The organism is Paracoccus alkanivorans (assembly GCF_003697785.1).
GTDB classification, from domain to species: domain Bacteria; phylum Pseudomonadota; class Alphaproteobacteria; order Rhodobacterales; family Rhodobacteraceae; genus Paracoccus; species Paracoccus alkanivorans.
The window spans coordinates 186,627-208,683 of the sequence record NZ_QOKZ01000001.1 but is presented as its reverse complement, the minus strand read 5'-3'; the positions used below and the strand labels follow the sequence as shown (position 1 = coordinate 208,683).

Below are 22,057 nucleotides of genomic sequence, written 5' to 3'. Positions count from 1 at the left end.
GGACGGTCTTTGTTGACGCTACGTCAGACCTTCCTTCAGGGCATGTTCGGGGTTCGGGCGCTGCGCGGTGGGACGGGCGGCAAGTATGGAACCTCATCCCTGCATTCGTAGGCCGCGCCTCGGGGGCCCCGACCCGGGACGCGCGCGAAGACGAAAGGTGACAAGATCCCATGGCGCAATCCTATGTCGGCCAGAAGCGTATCCGGCGCTATTACGGCAACATCCGCGAAGTTCTGGAGATGCCGAACCTGATCGAGGTTCAGAAATCTTCATATGAGTTGTTCCTCAAGTCGGGCGAGGGCGACGGCCACAATGACGGCGAGGGCATTCAGGGCGTCTTCCAGTCGGTGTTCCCGATCAAGGACTTCAACGAGACGGCGACGCTGGAATTCGTGAAATACGATCTGGAACGTCCGAAATACGATGTCGAGGAATGCCAGCAGCGCGACATGACCTATGCGGCTCCGCTGAAGGTGACGCTGCGTCTGATCGTGTTCGATGTCGACGAGAATACCGGCGCGCGTTCGGTCAAGGACATCAAGGAGCAGGACGTCTTCATGGGCGACATGCCCCTGATGACGCAGAACGGCACATTCATCGTGAACGGGACCGAGCGTGTCGTGGTCAGCCAGATGCACCGCAGCCCCGGCGTGTTCTTCGACCATGACCGCGGCAAGACCCATTCCTCGGGCAAGCTGCTGTTCGCCTGCCGCATCATCCCATATCGCGGAAGCTGGCTGGACTTCGAATTCGACGCCAAGGATCTGGTCTTTGCCCGCATCGACCGCCGCCGCAAGCTGCCGGTGACGACGCTGCTCTATGCGCTTGGCATGGATCAGGAGGGCATCATGGATGCCTTCTATGAGACCGTTGATTACAGCTTGCGCAAGAACGGGCGCGAGCAGGGCTGGGTCACGCGTTTCTTCCCCGAGCGCGTGCGCGGCACCCGTCCGTCCTATGACCTGGTGAATGCCGATACCGGCGAGGTCATCACCAAGGCGGGCGACAAGGTGACGCCGCGCCTGGTCAAGCAATTGCTGGAAACGGGCGAGCAGGTGAACCTGCTGGTGCCCTTCGACCGGATCATCGGCCGCTTTGTCGCCAAGGACATCATCAACGAGGAAACCGGCTTCATCTATGCCGAGGCCGGGGACGAGATCACGGCGGAATACGACAAGGAAGGCGACCTGAGCGGCGGGCTGCTGAAGACCCTGCTGGACAATGGCGTGACCGATATCCCGGTTCTCGACATCGATCATGTCAATGTTGGCCCGTATATCCGCAATACCATGGCCGCGGACAAGAACATGAACCGCGAGCAGGCGCTGATGGATATCTATCGCGTCATGCGTCCGGGCGAGCCGCCCACCGTCGAGGCCGCCTCGAACCTGTTCGACAGCCTGTTCTTCGATTCCGAGCGTTACGACCTTTCGGCTGTCGGCCGGGTCAAGATGAACATGCGTCTCGATCTGGACGCGCCCGATACGCAGCGGACCCTGCGCCCCGAGGATATCGTGGCCTGTGTGCGCGATCTGGTCGAACTGCGCGACGGTAAGGGCGAGATCGACGATATCGACCATCTGGGCAACCGCCGGGTGCGTTCGGTCGGCGAGTTGATGGAAAACCAGTATCGCGTCGGCCTGCTGCGGATGGAACGTGCAATCCGCGAGCGCATGTCGCAGACCGAGATCGACACCGTCATGCCGCAGGACCTGATCAACGCCAAACCTGCCGCGGCCGCGGTGCGCGAATTCTTCGGTTCCTCGCAGCTGTCGCAATTCATGGACCAGACCAACCCGCTGTCCGAGGTGACGCATAAGCGCCGCCTGTCGGCGCTTGGGCCGGGCGGTCTGACCCGTGAGCGCGCGGGCTTCGAGGTTCGCGACGTGCACCCGACCCATTACGGCCGGATGTGCCCGATCGAGACGCCGGAAGGTCAGAATATCGGCCTTATCAACTCGCTGGCCACCTTTGCCCGCGTGAACAAATACGGCTTTATCGAGACCCCCTACCGCAAGGTCGAGGATGGCAAGGTCACCGACGAGGTCGTCTATATGTCGGCCACCGAGGAAATGCGCCATACCGTCGCCCAGGCCAATGCCGAACTGGACGAGGATGGCCGTTTCGTGCAGGAACTGGTCAGCACCCGCCAGGCCGGTGACTTCATGCTGAACCCGGTCGATGCCGTCGATCTGATCGACGTGTCGCCGAAACAGCTGGTCTCGGTCGCTGCCGCGCTGATCCCCTTCCTGGAAAACGACGACGCCAACCGCGCGCTGATGGGCTCGAACATGCAGCGTCAGGCCGTGCCGCTCCTGCGTGCCGAGGCGCCTTTCGTCGGCACCGGGATGGAGGCCATCGTGGCCCGCGACTCGGGCGCCGCGATCATGGCGCGCCGTGGCGGGATCATCGACCAGGTCGATGCGCAGCGGATCGTTGTCCGGGCGACCGAGGATCTGGGCTCGGGCGATGCGGGCGTGGACATCTATCGCCTGCGCAAGTTCAAGCGCTCGAACCAGTCCTCGACCATCAACCAGCGCCCGCTGGTCAAGGTGGGCGAAAAGGTCGTGGGCGGCCAGGTCATCGCCGACGGTCCCTCGACCGATCAGGGAGAACTGGCCATCGGCCGCAACGTGGTCGTCGCCTTCATGCCCTGGAACGGCTACAACTACGAGGACTCGATCCTGATCTCCGAGCGGATCCACCGCGACGACGTGTTCACCTCGATCCATATCGACGAATACGAGGTTGCGGCGCGCGACACCAAGCTGGGGCCCGAGGAAATCACCCGCGACATCCCCAATGTCGGCGAAGAGGCGCTGCGCAACCTGGACGAGGCGGGCATCGTCTATATCGGTGCCGAAGTCGGGCCGGGCGATATCCTGGTGGGCAAGATCACGCCCAAGGGCGAAAGCCCGATGACGCCGGAGGAAAAACTGCTCCGCGCCATCTTCGGCGAGAAGGCTTCGGATGTCCGTGACACGTCGCTGCGCCTGCCGCCCGGCGCTTATGGCACGATTGTCGAGGTCCGGGTGTTCAACCGCCACGGCGTCGACAAGGACGAGCGCGCGCTGCAGATCGAGCGCGAGGAAGTCGAGCGTCTGGCCCGTGACCGGGACGACGAGCAGGCGATCCTCGACCGCAACATCTATGCGCGCCTGAAATCGCTGATCATGGGCAAGGTCGCCGTCAAGGGGCCGAAAGGCGTCAAGGCGAATTCCGAGATCACTGAGGAATTGCTGGGCACCCTGAGCCGTGGCCAGTGGTGGCAGCTTGCCGTCAGCGAGGAAGAGATCGCCAAGGAAGTCGAGGCGCTGAACCAGCAATATGACAGCCAGAAGAAGCTGCTGGAGGCCCGTTTCGAGGACAAGGTCGAAAAGGTCCGCCAGGGCGATGATCTGCCGCCGGGCGTGATGAAGATGGTCAAGGTGTTCGTCGCCGTGAAGCGCAAGCTTCAGGCGGGCGACAAGATGGCCGGCCGTCACGGCAACAAGGGTGTCGTCTCCAAGGTCGTGCCGATGGAGGATATGCCGTTCCTTGCGGACGGGACTCCGGTCGATCTGGTGATGAACCCGCTCGGCGTGCCGTCGCGGATGAATGTCGGCCAGATCCTCGAAACCCACATGGGTTGGGCTTCGCGTGGCCTTGGCATCAAGATCGACGAGGCATTGGAGGCCTATCGCCGCGATGGCGACATGACTCCGGTGCGCGAGGCGGTCAGGAACGGCTATGGCGACGAGATGTATGCCGAAACCTTTGCGGAAATGGATGACGACACGCTTGTCGATCATGCGAACACGGTCCGCAGCGGTGTGCCCATCGCGACCCCGGTCTTTGATGGCGCCAAGGAGGCGGATATCAACGATGCGCTGACGCGAGCCGGTTTCGACAGCTCGGGCCAGTCCATCGTGTTCGACGGCCGCACGGGCGAGCAGTTCGCGCGCAAGGTCACGGTGGGGATGAAATACATCCTCAAGCTGCATCACCTTGTCGACGACAAGATGCATGCCCGCTCGACCGGTCCTTACTCGCTGGTCACGCAGCAGCCCCTGGGCGGCAAGGCGCAGTTCGGCGGGCAGCGTTTGGGTGAGATGGAGGTCTGGGCACTCGAAGCCTATGGCGCCGCCTATACCCTGCAGGAAATGCTGACCGTGAAGTCGGACGACGTCGCCGGACGGACCAAGGTCTACGAGTCCATCGTCAAGGGCGAGGACAATTTCGAGGCCGGGGTGCCGGAATCGTTCAACGTGCTGGTCAAGGAGGTCCGGGGTCTGGGCCTCAACATGGAACTCCTGGATGCGGAGGAAGACGAGTGAGGGCCCAGGCCCTCACCCGTCCGACCCGTACCCTTCATTAGGATTTGAAAATGAACCAGGAACTTGCCACCAATCCCCTGAACCCGCTGGCTGCGCCGCGGCAGTTCAACGAAATCAAGATCTCGCTGGCCTCGCCCGAAGAAATTCTGGCCTGGTCCTTCGGCGAGGTGAAGAAACCCGAAACCATCAATTACCGCACGTTCAAGCCCGAGCGTGACGGGCTGTTCTGTGCGCGTATCTTTGGCCCGATCAAGGATTACGAATGCCTTTGCGGCAAATACAAGCGGATGAAGTATCGCGGCCTGGTCTGCGAGAAATGCGGTGTCGAGGTGACGCTGCAAAAGGTTCGCCGCGAGCGCATGGGCCATATCGAACTGGCCGCGCCGGTCGCGCATATCTGGTTCCTCAAGTCGCTGCCCTCGCGCATCGGCCTGATGCTGGACATGACGCTGCGCGACCTGGAGCGGATCCTCTATTTCGAGAATTACGTCGTCATCGAGCCGGGCCTGACCGATCTGGCCTATGGGCAGCTGATGAGCGAAGAGGAATATCTCGACGCGCAGGACAATTACGGCGCGGATGCCTTCCAGGCCGATATCGGCGCCGAGGCGATCCGGACCATGCTGGCCAATATCGATCTGGCGGCGACGGCTGAACAGCTGCGCGAGGACCTGAAAGAGGCCACCGGCGAGTTGAAGCCGAAAAAGATCATCAAGCGGCTGAAGATCGTCGAAAGCTTCCTCGAATCCGGCAACCGTCCGGAATGGATGGTGCTGACCGTCGTGCCGGTCATTCCGCCGGAACTGCGTCCGCTGGTTCCGCTGGATGGCGGCCGTTTCGCGACCTCCGACCTGAACGACCTGTATCGCCGGGTCATCAACCGCAACAACCGCCTGAAGCGCCTGATCGAGCTGCGCGCGCCCGATATCATCGTCCGCAACGAAAAGCGGATGCTGCAGGAATCGGTCGATGCGCTGTTCGACAACGGCCGCCGCGGCCGCGTGATCACGGGCAACAACCGCCGCCCGCTGAAATCGCTGTCGGACATGCTGAAAGGCAAGCAGGGCCGCTTCCGGCAGAACCTGCTGGGCAAGCGCGTGGACTTCTCGGGCCGTTCGGTCATCGTGACCGGTCCCGAGTTGAAACTGCATCAATGCGGTCTGCCCAAGAAGATGGCGCTCGAACTCTTCAAGCCGTTCATCTATTCGCGGCTTGAGGCGAAGGGTCTGTCCTCGACCGTCAAGCAGGCGAAAAAGCTGGTCGAGAAGGAACGTCCCGAAGTCTGGGACATCCTCGACGAGGTGATCCGCGAGCATCCGGTTCTGCTGAACCGTGCGCCGACGCTGCACCGTCTTGGCATCCAGGCCTTCGAGCCGATCCTGATCGAGGGCAAGGCGATCCAGCTTCACCCGCTGGTCTGCTCGGCCTTCAACGCCGATTTCGACGGCGACCAGATGGCCGTTCACGTGCCCCTGAGCCTTGAGGCGCAGCTTGAGGCGCGTGTCCTGATGATGTCCACGAACAACGTGCTGTCGCCCGCCAACGGTGCGCCGATCATCGTGCCGTCGCAGGACATGATCCTTGGCCTCTACTACATCTCGATGGAGCGCGAGGGCATGAAGGGCGAGGGCATGGTCTTCGCCAATGTCGAGGAGGTCGAGCACGCCCTTGCAGCGGGTGAGGTGCATCTGCATGCCAAGGTCACCGCGCGCCTGCGTCAGATCGACGAGAATGGCAATGAGATCATTCGCCGTTTCGAGACGACGCCGGGCCGGATCCGTTTGGGCGCCCTGCTGCCGATGAACGCCAAGGCTCCGTTCGAACTGGTCAACCGGCTGCTGCGCAAGAAGGACGTCCAGCATGTCATCGACACCGTCTACCGTTATTGCGGCCAGAAGGAGTCGGTGATCTTCTGCGACCAGATCATGGGCATGGGCTTCCGTGAAGCCTTCCGCGCCGGGATCAGCTTCGGCAAGGACGACATGGTGATCCCCGACAACAAGTGGACCATCGTGGACGAAGTGCAGGAGCAGGTGAAAGAGTTCGAACAGCAATATCTGGACGGCCTCATCACCCAGGGCGAGAAATACAACAAGGTCGTGGACGCCTGGTCGAAATGCAACGACCGCGTCACCGAGTCGATGATGTCCACCATCTCGGCCAGCAAGAAGGACGAGAACGGCGCCGAGCAGGAACCGAACAGCGTCTACATGATGGCGCATTCGGGTGCCCGTGGCTCGGTCAACCAGATGAAACAGCTGGGCGGGATGCGCGGCCTGATGGCCAAGCCCTCGGGCGAGATCATCGAGACGCCGATCATCTCGAACTTCAAGGAAGGTCTGACCGTTCTTGAATATTTCAACTCGACCCATGGCGCCCGGAAAGGTCTTTCCGACACCGCTTTGAAAACGGCGAACTCGGGCTATCTGACCAGACGTCTGGTGGATGTCGCGCAGGACTGCATCATCCGCGAGCATGACTGCGGCACCGACCAGTCCATCACCGCTTCGGCGGCCGTCAATGATGGCGAGGTGATCGCGCCCCTGTCCGAGCGGATCCTGGGCCGCGTCGCGGCCGAGGACGTGCTGGTTCCGGGCGAGGACGAGATCATCGTCCGTGCGGGCGACCTGATCGACGAACGCAAGGCCGACGAGATCGAGCAGGCGGGCGTTCTTACGGTCCGCATCCGCTCGGCCCTGACCTGCGAGTCCGAGGATGGTGTCTGCGCGCTCTGCTATGGCCGCGACCTGGCCCGCGGCACGCTGGTCAATATCGGCGAGGCCGTCGGCATCATCGCTGCCCAGTCCATCGGCGAGCCCGGCACGCAGCTGACGATGCGGACCTTCCATATCGGAGGTATCGCCCAGGGCGGTCAGCAATCCTTCCAGGCCGCGTCTCACGAGGGCAAGGTCGAATTCCGTAACGAGAACGTGCTGACCAACGCGAATGGCGAGCAGGTCGTGATGGCACGCAACATGCAACTGGTCATCGTTGATGATCAGGGCGTCGAGCGGGCCAACCACAAGCTGTTCTATGGCAGCAAGCTGTTCGTGAAGGCCGGAGAACGGGTCATTCGCGGTGCCAAGCTGTATGAATGGGACCCCTACACCCTGCCGATCATCGCGGAAAAGGGTGGCGTGGCCAAGTTCGTCGATCTGGTCTCGGGTCTTTCGGTCCGGGACGAGACCGACGATGCCACCGGCATGTCGCAGAAGATCGTGACCGACTGGCGCTCGGCTCCGCGCGGCAGCGACCTGAAGCCCGAGATCATCATCATGGATGCCGATGGCGAGCCGGTTCGCAACGATCAGGGCAACCCGGTCAGCTATCCGATGTCGGTGGATGCCATCCTGTCGGTCGAGGACGGCCAGGAAATCCGTCCGGGCGACGTGGTGGCGCGTATCCCGCGCGAGGGTGCCAGGACCAAGGACATCACCGGGGGTCTGCCCCGCGTGGCGGAACTGTTCGAGGCGCGCCGTCCCAAGGACCACGCCATCATTGCCGAGATCGACGGCTATGTGCGCTTTGGCAAGGACTACAAGAACAAGCGCCGCATCGCCATCGAACCCGCCGAGGAGGGTCTTGAGCCGGTCGAGTACATGGTGCCCAAGGGCAAGCACATCCCGGTGCAGGAAGGCGACTTCGTGCAGAAGGGTGACTACATCATGGACGGTAACCCGGCTCCGCATGACATTCTGCGGATCATGGGGATCGAGGCGCTGGCCGACTACCTGATCGACGAGGTGCAGGACGTCTATCGTCTGCAGGGTGTGAAGATCAATGACAAGCATATCGAGGTGATCGTTCGCCAGATGCTTCAGAAGATCGAGATCATCGACAGCGGCGAGACCACCCTGCTCAAGGGCGAGCATGTCGAGCGCGACGAGTTCGAAGAGGCCAATGCCAAGATCGAGGCGCGCGGCGGCCGTCCGGCCATTGGCGAACCGGTCCTTCTGGGCATCACCAAGGCCAGCCTGCAGACCCGCAGCTTCATCTCGGCGGCGTCGTTCCAGGAAACGACCCGCGTGCTGACCGAGGCTTCGGTCCAGGGCAAGCGCGACAAGCTGGTCGGGCTGAAGGAGAACGTCATCGTCGGCCGGCTGATCCCGGCGGGCACCGGCGGCGCGACCGCACGGGTGCGCCGTATCGCGGCCGAACGGGACAACGAGGTGATCGATGCCCGCCGTGCCGAGGCCGAAGCCGCCGCGGCACTGGCCGCGCCGGAACCGGCAGGAAGCGATGCCCCGGCCGGCATGCCCGAAGCGGGCACCGAAGAGTGATCGGTTCGAAATGACGAGAAGGCCCGGCAGACCGCCGGGCCTTTTCCCTTTCGGGATGCCTGCCTGCGGCATTCCGTGGCAACGGACGAAACTGCCCCTTGTCTCGGCAGAAGCGACCTCCTAACGCTTGGGCGATGCAGGAGGAATTCGCCCATGCGCACACCCATCATTTCGCCTTTCCGCAGGGTCAGCCCGGCATCCATCACAACCCAGCCACATCAACCGGGCGACAATCTTCGCGGAGCGGTATTGATGTGCTTTTCGATGATCGGGTTCACCTGCAACGACACGGTGATGAAATTCGTCACGCAGGACATGCCGCTTTACCAGGCGATCACCCTGCGGGGATTGGCGGTCATGGCGGGAATTCTGCTGCTGGCGATGCGCGAGGGCGGCTTGCGGCTGAGCGTCGGCGTCCCCGACCGCATGCCGATGGTGCTCAGGGTGCTGGGCGAGGTCGGTTCGACCGTGCTGTTCCTGAACGCCTTGCAGAACATGGCGATCGGGGACCTTTCCGCGGTGATGCAATCCCTGCCGCTGGTGGTCATGCTGGGGGCCGCCCTGCTATATGGGGAACAGCTTGGCTGGCGGCGGATGAGCGCGGTCGGGATCGGCCTTCTGGGGGTGATGATCATCCTGCGCCCGGGAAGCGGCACGTTCGGCATCTGGTCGCTGGTCGCCCTGGCGTCGGTGGCGCTGGTGGCGATGCGCGATCTGGTGACGCGAAGATTCGGCCGCGGGGTCAGTTCCACCACCATCGCCTTTTACGCGGCGATTTCGGTGACATTGCTGGGCCTGGCCGCCAGCCTCGGGCAGGGCTGGATTGTTCCGAGCATCTCGCAACTGCTGCTTTTGCTGCTGGCCGGCGCCTTCCTGACCGTTGGCTACATGACGGCGGTGGCCGCCATGCGGGTAGGGGAGATTTCCTATATCGCGCCATTCCGCTATACCTCGTTGATCGTTGCCATTGTCGCGGGTCTGCTGGTATTCGGTGAATGGCCGGATATCTGGACCTGGACCGGGGCGATACTGGTGGTTGGCGCAGGAATCTACACCATCTGGCGTGAGGCCCAATTGAGGAGAGAGCAGTGAGGCCGCGGATGTCGGAAATCTGGCGATTACAGGCCGGCCGGGGTCAGCCGATCTTTCGCTGCACAAGCCTCTTTGATTTTTACCATTCTAGGTCAAAGCATTAAAGATGAAAATACAACCTATCGGCGTTTGCCGCTTCTCACTCGTGACCGAAGGGGGCTTCAAGCATCAGTTGTCCTCGTCCGAAGATATCGCCGCCCATATTTTCGAAGACCGGCGGATGGGGATTCGCATGGCATGGTTCCGCCATGTGCTTATGCCATCGATACGGGCGCAAACCGATCAGGACTTTATCTTCGTGGTTCTGGCCAGCACCCTGATGCCGCAAAAATGGCAGGACCAGTTGCTTGAGGCGGTCAGCGGCTGCCCGGCAATCAGATTGGATTTTGTCGAGCCCGGCAAGCACTGGAAAATCTGCAATGCCGCCTTTCACCGTTACACGGAGCCGGACACCGATATTGTCGCGCAGTTCCGGCTGGATGACGACGATGCGCTGGAGCGAAGCTATATCAGCCGTGTCCGGAGCGATTTCAAACAGTTTGTCGCCCCGCTTTATCAGCGGTTCGGAAAGGTGAGCTGCGATTATACAAGGGGTTTCATTCTGGACGCCGATAGTTCCGAAGCGCGGCTCTACAGGACCGACAGCCTGGCGTTGACCTGCGGGCAGACCGTGTATCTGCCGCCGCATTCCCGCGACAGCCTGTTCACATGGGGGCACCACCGGCTGCATTGCGTCATGCCGACCGTGACCCTGAACGACGGCAACATGTATCTGCGCGGGCGGCACGGAACCAATGACACCAGTTTCCGGCTGCCCAAACAAAATATAGTGGACTGGGATTTGAGCGCGCTGGAACGCCGCTTTGACATCAGGCTTGAGCAGTTGCAAAAGGGATTAAGTGCGGTGGCGGCCTAGCGGGTCGGATCGGCGCCGGATCCGGCCGTTCCTTTTGCAATTGATGCCGTGGCCCGTGTTGACAGTCACCGTGATTCCTCCTATACGCCCCGCACCCGGCGGGGTTCCGTTTCGGGTACCAGAACCTGTGTGGTCATGATCCGGGCCATGTTTGCCCCGATCCTCTGGAATTTTCCTGTCCACCCCGACATGCGGGGACGGATGGGTTAGGCATTTCACGATTCGCGTGGAATGCCGTCGAGAAGTGGCGCAGCCGGTGGCTGCGAGTATTGACAGAGCAAGACGGGGAACCGAATGCCGACGATTCAACAGCTGATCCGCAAGCCGCGGCAGCCCAGAGTGCAGCGCAGCAAGTCGATGCACCTTCAAGGATGCCCGCAGAAGCGCGGTGTCTGCACGCGCGTCTATACCACGACGCCGAAAAAGCCTAACTCCGCTATGCGCAAGGTGGCCAAGGTCCGCCTGACGAATGGCTTCGAGGTCATCTCTTACATCCCGGGCGAAAAGCACAACCTCCAGGAACACAGCGTCGTGCTGATCCGTGGCGGCCGCGTGAAAGACCTTCCGGGCGTCCGTTACCACATCCTGCGCGGTGTGCTGGATACCCAGGGTGTCAAGGATCGTCGCCAGCGTCGTTCGAAATACGGCGCCAAGCGTCCGAAGTAAGGAGATAGGCAGATGTCCCGTCGTCACGCCGCTGAAAAGCGCGAAATCCTGCCCGACGCCAAGTTTGGCGATCGTGTGCTGACCAAATTCATGAACAACCTGATGGTTGACGGCAAGAAATCGGTTGCCGAGCGCATCGTCTACAATGCGCTGGACCGTGTCGAACAGCGCCTCAAGCGCGAGCCGATCGAGGTGTTCCACGAGGCCCTCGACAATGTGAAACCCTCGGTCGAGGTGCGTTCGCGCCGCGTCGGCGGTGCCACCTACCAGGTTCCGGTCGAGGTTCGTCCGACCCGTCGTGAAGCCCTGGCGATCCGCTGGCTGATCACCGCGGCCAAGAACCGCAACGAGAACACGATGGAAGAGCGTCTTGCAGGCGAGCTGTCCGATGCCGTGAACGGCCGCGGCACGGCCGTCAAGAAACGCGAAGACACCCACAAGATGGCCGACGCCAACAAAGCGTTCAGCCATTACCGCTGGTAAAGCGAAAGGACCCATTCCATGGCACGCGAATATCCGCTGCAGCGTTATCGGAACTTCGGCATCATGGCTCACATCGATGCCGGCAAGACGACAACGACCGAGCGCATCCTTTTCTATACCGGCAAGTCGCACAAGATCGGCGAAGTGCATGACGGCGCCGCGACCATGGACTGGATGGAGCAGGAACAGGAACGCGGCATCACCATCACGTCTGCCGCGACCACCACGTTCTGGCAGCGTCAGGAGGATCCGACGACCGAAGGGACATCGGACACCAAGTTCCGCTTCAACATCATCGACACGCCGGGCCACGTCGATTTCACCATCGAGGTGGAGCGTTCGCTGGCCGTTCTGGACGGCGCGATCTGCCTGCTGGACGCCAATGCCGGCGTCGAGCCGCAGACCGAGACCGTCTGGCGCCAGGCCGACCGCTACAAGGTTCCGCGGATCGTCTTCGTCAACAAGATGGACAAGATCGGCGCGGATTTCTTCAACTGCGTCCGCATGATCAAGGACCGCACCGGCGGCACGCCTTGCCCGATTGCACTGCCGATCGGCGCCGAGGACAATCTCGAAGGCATCGTCGACCTGATCAAGATGGAAGAATGGGTCTGGCAGGGCGAGGATCTTGGCGCAAGCTGGGTTCGTCAGCCGATCCGCGACGAACTCAAGGACGTGGCCGAAGAGTGGCGCAACAACATGATCGAGCTTGCCGTCGAGCAGGACGATGATGCGATGGAAGCCTATCTCGAAGGCAACGAGCCCGACGAGGAAACCCTGCGCAAGCTGATCCGCAAGGGCACGCTGGCACTGGACTTCTTCCCGGTCACCGCAGGTTCCGCCTTCAAGAACAAGGGTGTGCAACCGCTGCTCAACTCGGTCATCGACTTCCTGCCTTCGCCGCTGGACGTGCCGGCCTATATGGGCTTCTCGCCCGATGACGAGACGGAAACCCGCAATATCGCGCGTCATGCCGATGATGCGGAGCCGTTCTCGGCGCTGGCCTTCAAGATCATGAACGACCCCTTCGTCGGCTCGCTGACCTTCACGCGGATCTATTCCGGCCTGCTGAAGAAAGGCGATTCGATCATCAACTCGACCAAGGGCAAGCGCGAGCGCATCGGCCGGATGATGATGATGCACTCGAACAGCCGCTCTGAGATCGAAGAGGCGTTCGCGGGCGACATCATCGCGCTGGCCGGCCTGAAAGAGACCACCACGGGCGATACGCTGTCGGATGTGAACAAGCAGGTCGTTCTGGAAACCATGACCTTCCCGGACCCGGTGATCGAGATTGCGGTCGAGCCGAAATCTAAGGCCGACCAGGAAAAGATGGGCCTGGCTCTGCAGCGTCTGGCTGCCGAGGATCCGTCCTTCCGCGTCGAGACCGATCTGGAATCGGGCCAGACGATCATGAAGGGGATGGGCGAACTCCATCTCGACATCCTGGTCGACCGCATGAAGCGGGAATTCAAGGTCGAGGCGAATATCGGTGCGCCGCAGGTGGCCTATCGCGAAACCATCTCGTCCGAGGCCGAGATCGACTACACGCACAAGAAGCAGACCGGCGGTACCGGTCAGTTCGCGCGCGTCAAGCTGGTCATCACCCCGACCGAGCCGGGCGAGGGATATTCCTTCGAATCGCGCATCGTGGGTGGTGCGGTGCCGAAGGAATATATTCCGGGCGTCGAGAAGGGCATCAAGTCGGTGATGGATAGCGGTCCGCTGGCCGGCTTCCCGGTGATCGACTTCAAGGTCGCGCTGATCGACGGCGCGTTCCACGATGTCGACTCCTCGGTCCTGGCCTTCGAGATCGCCTCGCGTTCCGCCATGCGCGAAGGTCTGCGCAAGGCCGGTGCGAAACTGCTGGAGCCGATCATGAAGGTCGAGGTGGTCACGCCGGAGGAATATACCGGTTCGATCATCGGCGACTTGACCAGCCGCCGCGGCATGGTTCGCGGGCAGGATTCGCGCGGCAACGCGAATGTCATCGACGCCTTCGTTCCGCTGGCCAATATGTTCGGCTACATCAACAACCTGCGCTCGATGTCTTCGGGCCGTGCGGTGTTCACGATGCAGTTCGACCATTACGAGGCCGTTCCGCAGAACATCTCGGACGAAATCCAGAAGAAATACGCCTGATGCGATGCGCCCTCGGGCGCATCACCCAAGAACGAAAAGGAGCCAATCATGGCAAAGGCAAAGTTTGAACGGACGAAACCGCACGTCAACATCGGGACGATTGGTCACGTTGACCACGGCAAGACGACGCTGACGGCCGCGATCACGAAGTATTTCGGCGATTTCCGCGCCTATGACCAGATCGACGGCGCGCCTGAGGAGAAGGCGCGTGGGATCACGATCTCGACGGCTCACGTGGAATACGAGACCGACACGCGTCACTATGCGCATGTGGACTGCCCGGGCCATGCCGACTATGTGAAGAACATGATCACCGGCGCGGCGCAGATGGACGGGGCGATCCTGGTGGTGAACGCCGCCGACGGCCCGATGCCGCAGACGCGCGAGCATATCCTTCTGGGCCGGCAGGTGGGCATCCCCTACATGGTGGTCTACCTGAACAAGGTCGACCAGGTGGATGACGAGGAACTGCTGGAACTGGTCGAGATGGAAGTGCGCGAGCTTCTGACCAGCTACGAGTATCCCGGCGACGACATTCCGATCGTGAAGGGCTCGGCGCTTGCGGCGCTGGAGGGCCGTGATCCGGAGATCGGCGAGAACTCGATCCGCGAGCTTCTGAAGGCCGTGGACGACTATATCCCGACGCCGGAGCGCGCCGTTGACCAGCCCTTCCTGATGCCGATCGAGGACGTGTTCTCGATCTCGGGCCGCGGGACGGTGGTGACCGGCCGCGTCGAGCGTGGCGCGGTGAATGTGGGCGACGAACTGGAAATCGTGGGTATCCGCGACACCAAGAAGACCACCTGCACGGGTGTGGAGATGTTCCGCAAGCTGCTGGACCGTGGTGAGGCCGGCGACAATATCGGCGCGCTGCTGCGCGGGATCGAGCGCGACGGCGTGGAGCGCGGGCAGGTCCTGTGCAAGCCGGGTTCGGTGAAGCCGCATACGAAGTTCGAGGCCGAGGCCTATATCCTGACCAAGGAAGAGGGTGGCCGTCACACGCCGTTCTTTGCGAACTACCGTCCGCAATTCTACTTCCGGACGACGGATGTGACCGGGACGGTGAACCTGCCTGAGGGCACCGAGATGGTGATGCCGGGCGACAACCTGAAATTCGAGGTCGAGCTGATCGCGCCGATCGCGATGGAGGAAAAGCTGCGCTTCGCCATCCGCGAAGGCGGACGCACCGTCGGCGCAGGCGTGGTGTCGAAGATCATCGAGTGATGATCTGTGACCCGAAAGCCGCATGATCGCGGCTTTCGGATCGCGCGAAAATTTTCCCCCAAAAGGGGATTGCATCGGGGCATACCGGCGGTTAAAGCGCCGGTCTGCCTTTTTGGAACGGTTCGAAGCAGGCGTCGCGTGGTGCGGTGTCTGCCTCTCAACTGAAACTCCCCACCAGAGGGAAGTGACATGCAAAGCCAGAATATCCGCATCCGGCTGAAGGCCTTTGATTACCGCGTGCTGGACGCCAGCACCCAGGAAATCGTCAACACGGCCAAGCGCACCGGTGCGACCGTTCGCGGCCCGATTCCGCTGCCGAACAAGATCGAGAAATTCACCGTCCTGCGCGGTCCGCATATCGACAAGAAATCGCGCGACCAGTGGGAAATCCGCACGCATAAGCGTCTGCTGGACATCGTCGACCCGACGCCCCAGACCGTTGACGCCCTGATGAAACTCGACCTCGCCGCCGGCGTGGATGTCGAGATCAAGGTGTAAGGGGGGCTTCGATGCTACGTACTGGTGTTATCGCCAAGAAACTGGGCATGACCCGGCTGTTCCTAGAGGATGGCCGTCAGGTTCCGGTGACAGTCCTGCAACTGGACAACCTGCAGGTCGTGGACCAGCGCACGGTCGAGCGTGACGGCTACACCGCCGTCCAGCTGGGTGCCGGCACTGCCAAGGCCAAGCGGACCACCGCCGCGATGCGCGGCCATTTCGCCAAAGCTTCGGTCGCGCCCAAGCGCAAGATCGCGGAATTCCGCGTGGCCGAGGAAAACCTGATCAAGGTGGGCGAAGAGATCACGGCTGACCATTATTTCGCCGGTCAGTATGTTGATATCGCCGGCACCTCGATCGGTAAGGGTTTTGCCGGTGCGATGAAGCGGCATAATTTCGGCGGTCTGCGCGCGTCGCACGGCGTGTCGATCAGCCACCGCAGCCACGGTTCGACCGGCCAGTGCCAGGACCCCGGCAAGGTGTTCAAGGGCAAGAAGATGGCCGGTCATATGGGCGCTGCCCGCGTGACCACGCAGAATCTGCAGGTCGTTCGCACCGACGCCGATCGCGGCCTGATCATGGTCAAGGGCTCGGTTCCCGGCTCCAAGGGTGGCTGGGTCACGATCAAGGACGCGGTCAAGAAGGCCCTGCCCGAGAACGCGATCTTCCCCGCCGCGCTGAAATCCGCCGCCGAAGAGGCCAAGCGCCTGGCCGAGGAGGCCGCCGCTGCTGCTGCAGCCGAGGAAGAAGCCGCCCGCAAGGCCGCCGAAGCCGAGGCCGCCGCCGCCGAAGAGGCCGCGCTGAAAGAAGCGGAAGCTTCGATCGAGGCCGAGAAGGCCGAAGGTGGCGAGGCTGCATCTGACGACTCCGCGCCCGAAGGAGACAAGTGATGAAACTCGATGTGATCAAACTGGACTCGGGCAAGGCCGGGTCGATCGATCTGAGCGACGAGGTCTTCGGGCTGGAACCGCGCGGCGATCTCTTGCAGCGCGTGGTTCGCTGGCAGCGTGCCAAGGCTCAGGCCGGCACCCATTCGGTGCTGACCAAGTCGGAAGTCAGCTACTCGACCAAGAAGATCTATCGCCAGAAGGGCACCGGTGGCGCACGTCACGGCAGCCGCAAGGCGCCGATCTTCCGCAAGGGTGGCGTCTACAAGGGCCCGACCCCGCGCAGCCATGCCTTTGACCTGCCCAAGAAGGTGCGGGCCCTGGGCCTGAAACATGCGCTTTCGGCGAAAGCCACGGCGGGCGAGCTGGTGGTCGTCGAGGATCTGAACCTCGCCGATGCCAAGACCGCTGCCGTCGCCAAGGCCGTCAAGGAAAACGGCTGGAAGCGCGTGCTGGTGATCGATGGTGCCGAGGTCAACGAAGGCTTCGCCCGCGCCGCGCGCAACATCGAGGGCGTGGATGTCCTGCCGTCGATGGGCGCCAATGTCTATGACATCCTCAAGCGTGATACCCTGGTCATCACGCGGGCGGGTGTCGAAGCTCTGGAGGCTCGCCTGAAATGAGCGCGAAACCCGAACATTACGATGTGATCGTCAAGCCGGTGATCACCGAAAAGGCCACGCTGACCTCGGAAAACAACGGTGTTGTCTTCCAGGTGACGAATGACGCCACCAAGCCGCAGATCAAGGAAGCGGTCGAGGCGCTGTTCGGCGTCAAGGTGAAGGCGGTGAACACCACCATCACCAAGGGCAAGCAGAAACGTTTCCGTGGCCAGCTTGGCCGCCGGAGCGATGTGAAGAAGGCCTATGTGACCCTCGAGGAGGGGAACACTATCGACGTCTCGACGGGACTCTGATAATAGGCTGCGAATCTGCGGCCCCGGATAACCGGGGCCGCGCGTTTTTTGATTGAAACGGACCAATTCGGTCCAAAGCGACGGAAGACAGAAAGATGGCATTGAAGTCGTATAAACCGACGACGCCTGGCCAGCGCGGGCTGGTTCTGATCGACCGTTCGGAGCTTTGGAAAGGTCGTCCGGTCAAATCCCTCACCGAGGGTCTGACCAAGAAGGGCGGACGGAACAACACCGGACGGATCACCATGCGCCGCAAGGGCGGCGGGGCAAAGCGCCTGTATCGCATCGTCGATTTCAAGCGCAACAAGTTCGACGTGACCGCCGTGGTCGAGCGGATCGAATACGATCCCAACCGGACCGCCTTCATCGCGCTGGTTTCCTATGAGGACGGCGAGCGCGCCTATATCCTCGCGCCGCAGCGTCTGGCCGTGGGCGACAAGATCGTTGCCAGCAGCAAGGTCGACGTGAAGCCCGGCAACGCCATGCCCTTCAGCGGCATGCCGATCGGCACCATCGTCCATAATGTCGAGCTGAAGCCCGGCAAGGGCGGTCAGATCGCGCGTTCCGCCGGCACCTATGCCCAGTTCGTGGGCCGCGACGGTGGCTATGCCCAGATCCGCCTGTCCTCGGGTGAATTGCGGATGGTCCGCCAGGAATGCATGGCGACCATCGGCGCCGTGTCGAATGCCGACCATTCCAACCAGAATATCGGCAAGGCCGGCCGCAACCGCCACAAGGGCATCCGTCCCTCTGTCCGCGGTGTCGTCATGAACCCGATCGACCACCCGCATGGTGGTGGTGAGGGCCGGACCTCGGGTGGCCGCACGCCGGTCACGCCCTGGGGCAAGGACACCAAGGGCAAGAAGACCCGCAGCAACAAGTCGACCGACAAGTATATCCTGCGGTCGCGTCACGCGAAGAAGAAGGGGCGTTAAGTCATGGCACGTTCTGTATGGAAGGGCCCCTTTGTTGACGCCTATGTGCTCAAGAAAGCGGAAAAGGCCCGGGAGTCGGGGAAATCCGACGTCATCAAGATCTGGTCGCGCCGTTCGACCATCCTGCCGCAATTCGTCGGCCTCACTTTCGGCGTTTATAACGGGCACAAGCATATCCCGGTGAACGTCACGGAAGAGATGATCGGTCAGAAATTCGGTGAATACTCGCCCACCCGGACCTATTACGGTCACGCGGCGGACAAGAAAGCCAAGAGGAAGTAATCGTCATGGGTAAGGAAAAGAATCCGCGCCGCGTGGCGGAGAACGAGGCGATGGCGAAGACCAAGATGCTTCGCGTCTCGCCGCAGAAGCTGAACCTCGTCGCAGGCCTGATCCGCGGCAAGAAAGTCGATCGCGCGCTGGCCGACCTGACCTTCTCGCACAAGCGTATCGCCGGTGACGTGAAGAAATGCCTTCAGTCGGCCATCGCGAATGCCGAGAACAACCACGGGCTGGATGTCGACAACCTGGTCGTCGCCGAAGCCTGGGTCGGCAAGAACCTGGTGATGAAACGCGGCCGTCCGCGGGCCCGTGGCCGGTTCGGCAAGATCATGAAGCCGTTTTCGGAAATCACCATCAAGGTGCGCCAAGTCGAGGAGCAAGCGTAATGGGTCAGAAGGTCAACCCCATCGGGATGCGCCTCCAGGTCAACCGCACCTGGGATAGCCGCTGGTATGCAGACGACAAGGAATATGGCGATCTGCTTCTTGAAGACCTGAAAATCCGGGACTTCATCAAGAAAGAGGCCAAGCAGGCCGGTATCAGCCGCGTCATTATCGAGCGTCCGCACAAGAAATGCCGCGTGACCATTCACGCTGCGCGTCCGGGCGTCATCATCGGCAAGAAGGGCGCCGATATCGAGGAGCTGCGCAAGAAACTGTCGAATTTCACCGGCAGCGAACTGCACCTGAACATCGTCGAGGTGCGCAAGCCCGAAGTCGATGCCGCGCTGGTCGCAGAGTCGATCGCGCAGCAGCTCGAGCGTCGTGTTTCGTTCCGCCGCGCCATGAAGCGCTCGGTCCAGAACGCGATGCGGATGGGTGCGCTTGGTATCCGCGTGAACGTGTCGGGCCGCCTTGGCGGCGCCGAGATCGCCCGGACCGAGTGGTATCGCGAAGGCCGCGTGCCGCTGCATACCCTGCGCGCCGATATCGATTACGCGCTGGCCGAGGCCTCGACCCCTTACGGGATCATCGGCGTCAAGGTGTGGATCTTCAAGGGCGAGATCATGGAACATGATCCGCAGGCCCGCGATCGTCGCGCAGCCGAGGCCCAGGAAGGCCCGGCACCTCGCGGCCCGCGTGGCGGCCGGTAAGGAGAAGAAACAATGCTGCAACCGAAACGGACGAAGTTCCGCAAACAGCACAAGGGCCGGATTCACGGCAACGCCAAGGGCGGGTTCGATATCAATTTCGGATCCTTCGCCCTGAAGGCCGCCGAGCCTCAGCGCGTCACCGCCCGCCAGATCGAAGCGGCCCGCCGCGCGATCACCCGGCACATGAAGCGTCAGGGCCGGGTCTGGATCCGGATCTTCCCCGATGTGCCGGTTTCCTCCAAACCGACGGAAGTGCGGATGGGTAAGGGCAAGGGCTCGGTCGATTTCTGGGCCGCCCGCGTGCATCCCGGCCGCATCATGTTCGAGATCGACGGCGTGTCCGAAACCATCGCCAAGGAGGCGCTGCGCCTCGGCGCGATGAAACTGCCAATCCAGACCCGCATCGTCGAGCGGACCGACTGGTAAGGGCAGGGCGGTCTTTCGCCTTAAGTGGAAATGAACGAAGCCCCGGCCGAGAGGCCGGGGCTTTGCCTTGCCGGGGAGTGATCCGAGCGGCGTCAGATGGATGATGCAGGGGCGATAACCAGGTCGGCATCGGATATGGGGCCATTGACCCTGACGCTTACCGAGGCCTCGGTGCCCGAACCGGTTGGATCGGCAAAACGCAGGATGACCTCGGTCGAGTTGCCGTCGTCGAGCGGAATGAACTCGTGCCCCAGATATTCCGCGCCGTTCGCATAGGATTCGGTATCGATCACAAGCTGATCCTCGCCCGACCGGAAGTCCGTGATCTCTGCCATCTGGCCGCCGATGTCATATTCGAACATTGCTGCGGTCATGGCGGGAGCCAGCATGAAATCGTCCTGGCCCTCTCCGCCAGTCAGCAGGCGGCTATTGCTTGCGTTGGTTTCATATGTGTCGAAACCGGGGGGATTGTCGGCATAGGTGACGGCGATCACGTCGTCGCCGCTGCCGCCATCCAGGCTCACCCCATCATTCGCCGCGCTGGCATTCGTCAGGGTTATCGTGTCGGCACCCTCACCGCCGGATACCGCAGTCCCATTCGCCCCGCCCAGATTGATATCGTCGTTGCCGGACCCCGCGTCGACACTCCCGCTGTTCAGTATCAGCCCAAGTGCTTCAGGGCCGCCATCGATACTGTCATCCCCATCGCCGAGATCGATTTCGTCAAGCGAGCTCGAATATTCCAGCGAAATGGTGTCGTTGCCGCCAAGCGTGGCAAGTATGCCCTCATCGTTGATGCCTCTTTCGACTGATATGTCGCTGTCGATCAGATCATCGCCCTCTGAAACCGACCCGGGAATATTGAGCAGTTCCAGATCTCCCTCGGCGATCGTCGGCGTGCCTTCGAGCCACAGGGTGGAATGAAGCGCGGGTGTCGTCGCCCCTTCCGGGCCATAATGGAACTGGATGCCGGTCGACCTGCCGTCCTCTGACTGGATGATCTCGTGCCCCAGGTAATTCACCCCTTCGGCATATGTCACCGGATCCACCGTCAGCCGGTCCTCGCCCGATACGAAATCGGTGATCACGCCGATCGGATTCTCCCTCGGCAATTCGTCTTCGCCGCTGTCAACGAATTCCCTCATGCCTTCATCCAGTTCGATCGACAGATCGAAACCGTCGCTTCCCTCGCCGCCCGACAGGGTGGGGCCGGCGTCACCGTGCTCGGATTCCATCTGGGTCAGGGCATCGATCATGCCGACCCTCAGGATGTCATCACCCTCGCCTCCGGACAGCGAAAGACCCCCGGTATCGAAATAGTCGTCATCGGCAACGGTAAGGGTATCGTCGCCCGCATCGCCATGGATCACCGCAGCGGTGCCGTCTTCCAGTGCAATATCATCATCGCCGGCGCCGCCATGCACCTGGTTGCCATCGGCGATGCCCATGTCGATGGTATCATTTCCGTCACCGGCATCGATATCCGCCTCGAAATCCGAATCCTCATCGAAACGGATAAGATCGTCGCCGCCGAGCGTGGACAGCACCCCGTCCGGATCCTGCTCTGCGTCATACGAGGTAATCTCATCATCGCCTTCGGTGCCCTCGTCGGCGGAAGGAGGAGGAGACGGCGGGTTGCCATCGTCATCATCGTCGTCGCTGTTTCCGAAAATGGTGGCGCCGCCGATCGCCAGCGCAAGCAGGCCGAATCCGATCAAAAACGGATCGTTCATCTGAAATCTCCTGAAATATGGTTTAAACGGAGCGTGCCGCAAGAACATGATTGCGCAAGCCAAACATCGTGGCAATAAGCAACAGGGGTGGGTATCTGCACTTTCCGGCGGCATTCGCTGTTGCATAACGCCTGCTTAGGGTGTATGCGCGCATCTTCATCACGGAAC

18 protein-coding genes are annotated in these 22,057 nt (G+C 61.8%); 17 read left to right on the top strand and 1 reads right to left on the bottom strand.

Annotation, left to right across the window (positions count from 1 at the left end):
* Positions 1-170: 170 nt before the first annotated feature.
* The 17 genes from rpoB (at position 171) to rplP (ending at position 20,156) form a co-directional block, all read left to right on the top strand.
* The gene (gene rpoB / locus C9E81_RS01025; RefSeq protein ID WP_122110460.1) at positions 171-4,316 is read left to right on the top strand and encodes a DNA-directed RNA polymerase subunit beta; all 4,146 of its coding nucleotides are present in this window, start codon (positions 171-173) and stop codon (positions 4,314-4,316) included.
* Between the two features lie 50 nt (positions 4,317-4,366).
* The gene (gene rpoC, locus C9E81_RS01020) at positions 4,367-8,596 is read left to right on the top strand and encodes a DNA-directed RNA polymerase subunit beta' (RefSeq protein ID WP_122110459.1); all 4,230 of its coding nucleotides are present in this window, start codon (positions 4,367-4,369) and stop codon (positions 8,594-8,596) included.
* Positions 8,597-8,749: 153 nt separating this feature from the next.
* Positions 8,750-9,688 carry a DMT family transporter gene (locus tag C9E81_RS01015; protein ID WP_122110458.1) on the top strand — a complete coding sequence of 313 codons (939 nt, stop codon included), beginning with the start codon at positions 8,750-8,752 and terminating at the stop codon, positions 9,686-9,688.
* Between the two features lie 106 nt (positions 9,689-9,794).
* On the top strand, positions 9,795-10,604 hold the full coding sequence (locus tag C9E81_RS01010) for a glycosyltransferase (RefSeq protein ID WP_122110457.1): 810 nt from the start codon (positions 9,795-9,797) through the stop codon (positions 10,602-10,604).
* Between the two features lie 294 nt (positions 10,605-10,898).
* Complete coding sequence (gene rpsL / locus C9E81_RS01005; RefSeq protein ID WP_042252808.1) at positions 10,899-11,270, top strand: 30S ribosomal protein S12; 372 nt, start codon at positions 10,899-10,901, stop codon at positions 11,268-11,270.
* A gap of 12 nt (positions 11,271-11,282) precedes the next feature.
* Entirely contained in the window at positions 11,283-11,753 is a 471-nt protein-coding gene (gene rpsG, locus C9E81_RS01000; protein WP_122110456.1) for a 30S ribosomal protein S7, read from the top strand.
* Between the two features lie 18 nt (positions 11,754-11,771).
* Positions 11,772-13,895 carry an elongation factor G gene (gene fusA, locus C9E81_RS00995; protein WP_122110455.1) on the top strand — a complete coding sequence of 708 codons (2,124 nt, stop codon included), beginning with the start codon at positions 11,772-11,774 and terminating at the stop codon, positions 13,893-13,895.
* A 48-nt stretch (positions 13,896-13,943) separates the two neighbouring features.
* Entirely contained in the window at positions 13,944-15,119 is a 1,176-nt protein-coding gene (tuf, locus tag C9E81_RS00990; protein ID WP_122110454.1) for an elongation factor Tu, read from the top strand.
* 189 nt (positions 15,120-15,308) lie between these two features.
* A complete protein-coding gene (gene rpsJ, locus C9E81_RS00985) occupies positions 15,309-15,617 on the top strand; it encodes a 30S ribosomal protein S10 (protein WP_042247848.1) in 309 nt (102 codons plus the stop codon).
* Between the two features lie 11 nt (positions 15,618-15,628).
* Positions 15,629-16,507, top strand: a complete 879-nt coding sequence (gene rplC / locus C9E81_RS00980) for a 50S ribosomal protein L3 (protein WP_122110453.1) — start codon at positions 15,629-15,631, stop codon at positions 16,505-16,507.
* Complete coding sequence (gene rplD, locus C9E81_RS00975; protein WP_122110452.1) at positions 16,507-17,127, top strand: 50S ribosomal protein L4; 621 nt, start codon at positions 16,507-16,509, stop codon at positions 17,125-17,127. The genes rplC and rplD overlap by 1 nt, the downstream gene beginning before the upstream one ends.
* Positions 17,124-17,420, top strand: coding sequence for a 50S ribosomal protein L23 (locus tag C9E81_RS00970; RefSeq protein ID WP_122110451.1), 297 nt, complete (start codon positions 17,124-17,126; stop codon positions 17,418-17,420). Before rplD ends, C9E81_RS00970 begins: the two co-directional genes overlap by 4 nt.
* A gap of 95 nt (positions 17,421-17,515) precedes the next feature.
* Positions 17,516-18,355 (top strand): 50S ribosomal protein L2, encoded by an 840-nt coding sequence (gene rplB / locus C9E81_RS00965; protein WP_122110450.1) that lies wholly within the window; start codon positions 17,516-17,518, stop codon positions 18,353-18,355.
* Positions 18,356-18,358: 3 nt separating this feature from the next.
* The gene (rpsS, locus tag C9E81_RS00960; RefSeq protein WP_122110449.1) at positions 18,359-18,637 is read left to right on the top strand and encodes a 30S ribosomal protein S19; all 279 of its coding nucleotides are present in this window, start codon (positions 18,359-18,361) and stop codon (positions 18,635-18,637) included.
* A gap of 5 nt (positions 18,638-18,642) precedes the next feature.
* On the top strand, positions 18,643-19,023 hold the full coding sequence (gene rplV / locus C9E81_RS00955) for a 50S ribosomal protein L22 (RefSeq protein ID WP_122110448.1): 381 nt from the start codon (positions 18,643-18,645) through the stop codon (positions 19,021-19,023).
* Positions 19,023-19,730 (top strand): 30S ribosomal protein S3, encoded by a 708-nt coding sequence (gene rpsC / locus C9E81_RS00950; protein ID WP_122110447.1) that lies wholly within the window; start codon positions 19,023-19,025, stop codon positions 19,728-19,730. The genes rplV and rpsC overlap by 1 nt, the downstream gene beginning before the upstream one ends.
* A 12-nt stretch (positions 19,731-19,742) precedes the next feature.
* Positions 19,743-20,156: a 50S ribosomal protein L16 gene (gene rplP / locus C9E81_RS00945; RefSeq protein ID WP_122110446.1), complete on the top strand. Its 414-nt coding sequence runs from the start codon at positions 19,743-19,745 to the stop codon at positions 20,154-20,156.
* A gap of 92 nt (positions 20,157-20,248) precedes the next feature.
* Here the strand turns inward: rplP and C9E81_RS00940 are convergent, their stop codons facing one another.
* Positions 20,249-21,889, bottom strand: coding sequence for a hypothetical protein (locus tag C9E81_RS00940; RefSeq protein WP_122110445.1), 1,641 nt, complete (start codon positions 21,887-21,889; stop codon positions 20,249-20,251).
* Positions 21,890-22,057: the final 168 nt, after the last annotated feature.

What these genes read in the sequence shown, in the direction of transcription:
- rpoB (WP_122110460.1), top strand. Translation starts at nt 171, where the DNA reads ATGGCGCAATCCTATGTCGGCCAGAAGCGTATCCGGCGCTATTACGGC.
- rpoC (WP_122110459.1), top strand. Translation starts at nt 4,367, where the DNA reads ATGAACCAGGAACTTGCCACCAATCCCCTGAACCCGCTGGCTGCGCCG.
- C9E81_RS01015 (WP_122110458.1), top strand. Translation starts at nt 8,750, where the DNA reads ATGCGCACACCCATCATTTCGCCTTTCCGCAGGGTCAGCCCGGCATCC.
- C9E81_RS01010 (WP_122110457.1), top strand. Translation starts at nt 9,795, where the DNA reads ATGAAAATACAACCTATCGGCGTTTGCCGCTTCTCACTCGTGACCGAA.
- rpsL (WP_042252808.1), top strand. Translation starts at nt 10,899, where the DNA reads ATGCCGACGATTCAACAGCTGATCCGCAAGCCGCGGCAGCCCAGAGTG.
- rpsG (WP_122110456.1), top strand. Translation starts at nt 11,283, where the DNA reads ATGTCCCGTCGTCACGCCGCTGAAAAGCGCGAAATCCTGCCCGACGCC.
- fusA (WP_122110455.1), top strand. Translation starts at nt 11,772, where the DNA reads ATGGCACGCGAATATCCGCTGCAGCGTTATCGGAACTTCGGCATCATG.
- tuf (WP_122110454.1), top strand. Translation starts at nt 13,944, where the DNA reads ATGGCAAAGGCAAAGTTTGAACGGACGAAACCGCACGTCAACATCGGG.
- rpsJ (WP_042247848.1), top strand. Translation starts at nt 15,309, where the DNA reads ATGCAAAGCCAGAATATCCGCATCCGGCTGAAGGCCTTTGATTACCGC.
- rplC (WP_122110453.1), top strand. Translation starts at nt 15,629, where the DNA reads ATGCTACGTACTGGTGTTATCGCCAAGAAACTGGGCATGACCCGGCTG.
- rplD (WP_122110452.1), top strand. Translation starts at nt 16,507, where the DNA reads ATGAAACTCGATGTGATCAAACTGGACTCGGGCAAGGCCGGGTCGATC.
- C9E81_RS00970 (WP_122110451.1), top strand. Translation starts at nt 17,124, where the DNA reads ATGAGCGCGAAACCCGAACATTACGATGTGATCGTCAAGCCGGTGATC.
- rplB (WP_122110450.1), top strand. Translation starts at nt 17,516, where the DNA reads ATGGCATTGAAGTCGTATAAACCGACGACGCCTGGCCAGCGCGGGCTG.
- rpsS (WP_122110449.1), top strand. Translation starts at nt 18,359, where the DNA reads ATGGCACGTTCTGTATGGAAGGGCCCCTTTGTTGACGCCTATGTGCTC.
- rplV (WP_122110448.1), top strand. Translation starts at nt 18,643, where the DNA reads ATGGGTAAGGAAAAGAATCCGCGCCGCGTGGCGGAGAACGAGGCGATG.
- rpsC (WP_122110447.1), top strand. Translation starts at nt 19,023, where the DNA reads ATGGGTCAGAAGGTCAACCCCATCGGGATGCGCCTCCAGGTCAACCGC.
- rplP (WP_122110446.1), top strand. Translation starts at nt 19,743, where the DNA reads ATGCTGCAACCGAAACGGACGAAGTTCCGCAAACAGCACAAGGGCCGG.
- C9E81_RS00940 (WP_122110445.1), bottom strand. Translation starts at nt 21,889, where the DNA reads ATGAACGATCCGTTTTTGATCGGATTCGGCCTGCTTGCGCTGGCGATC.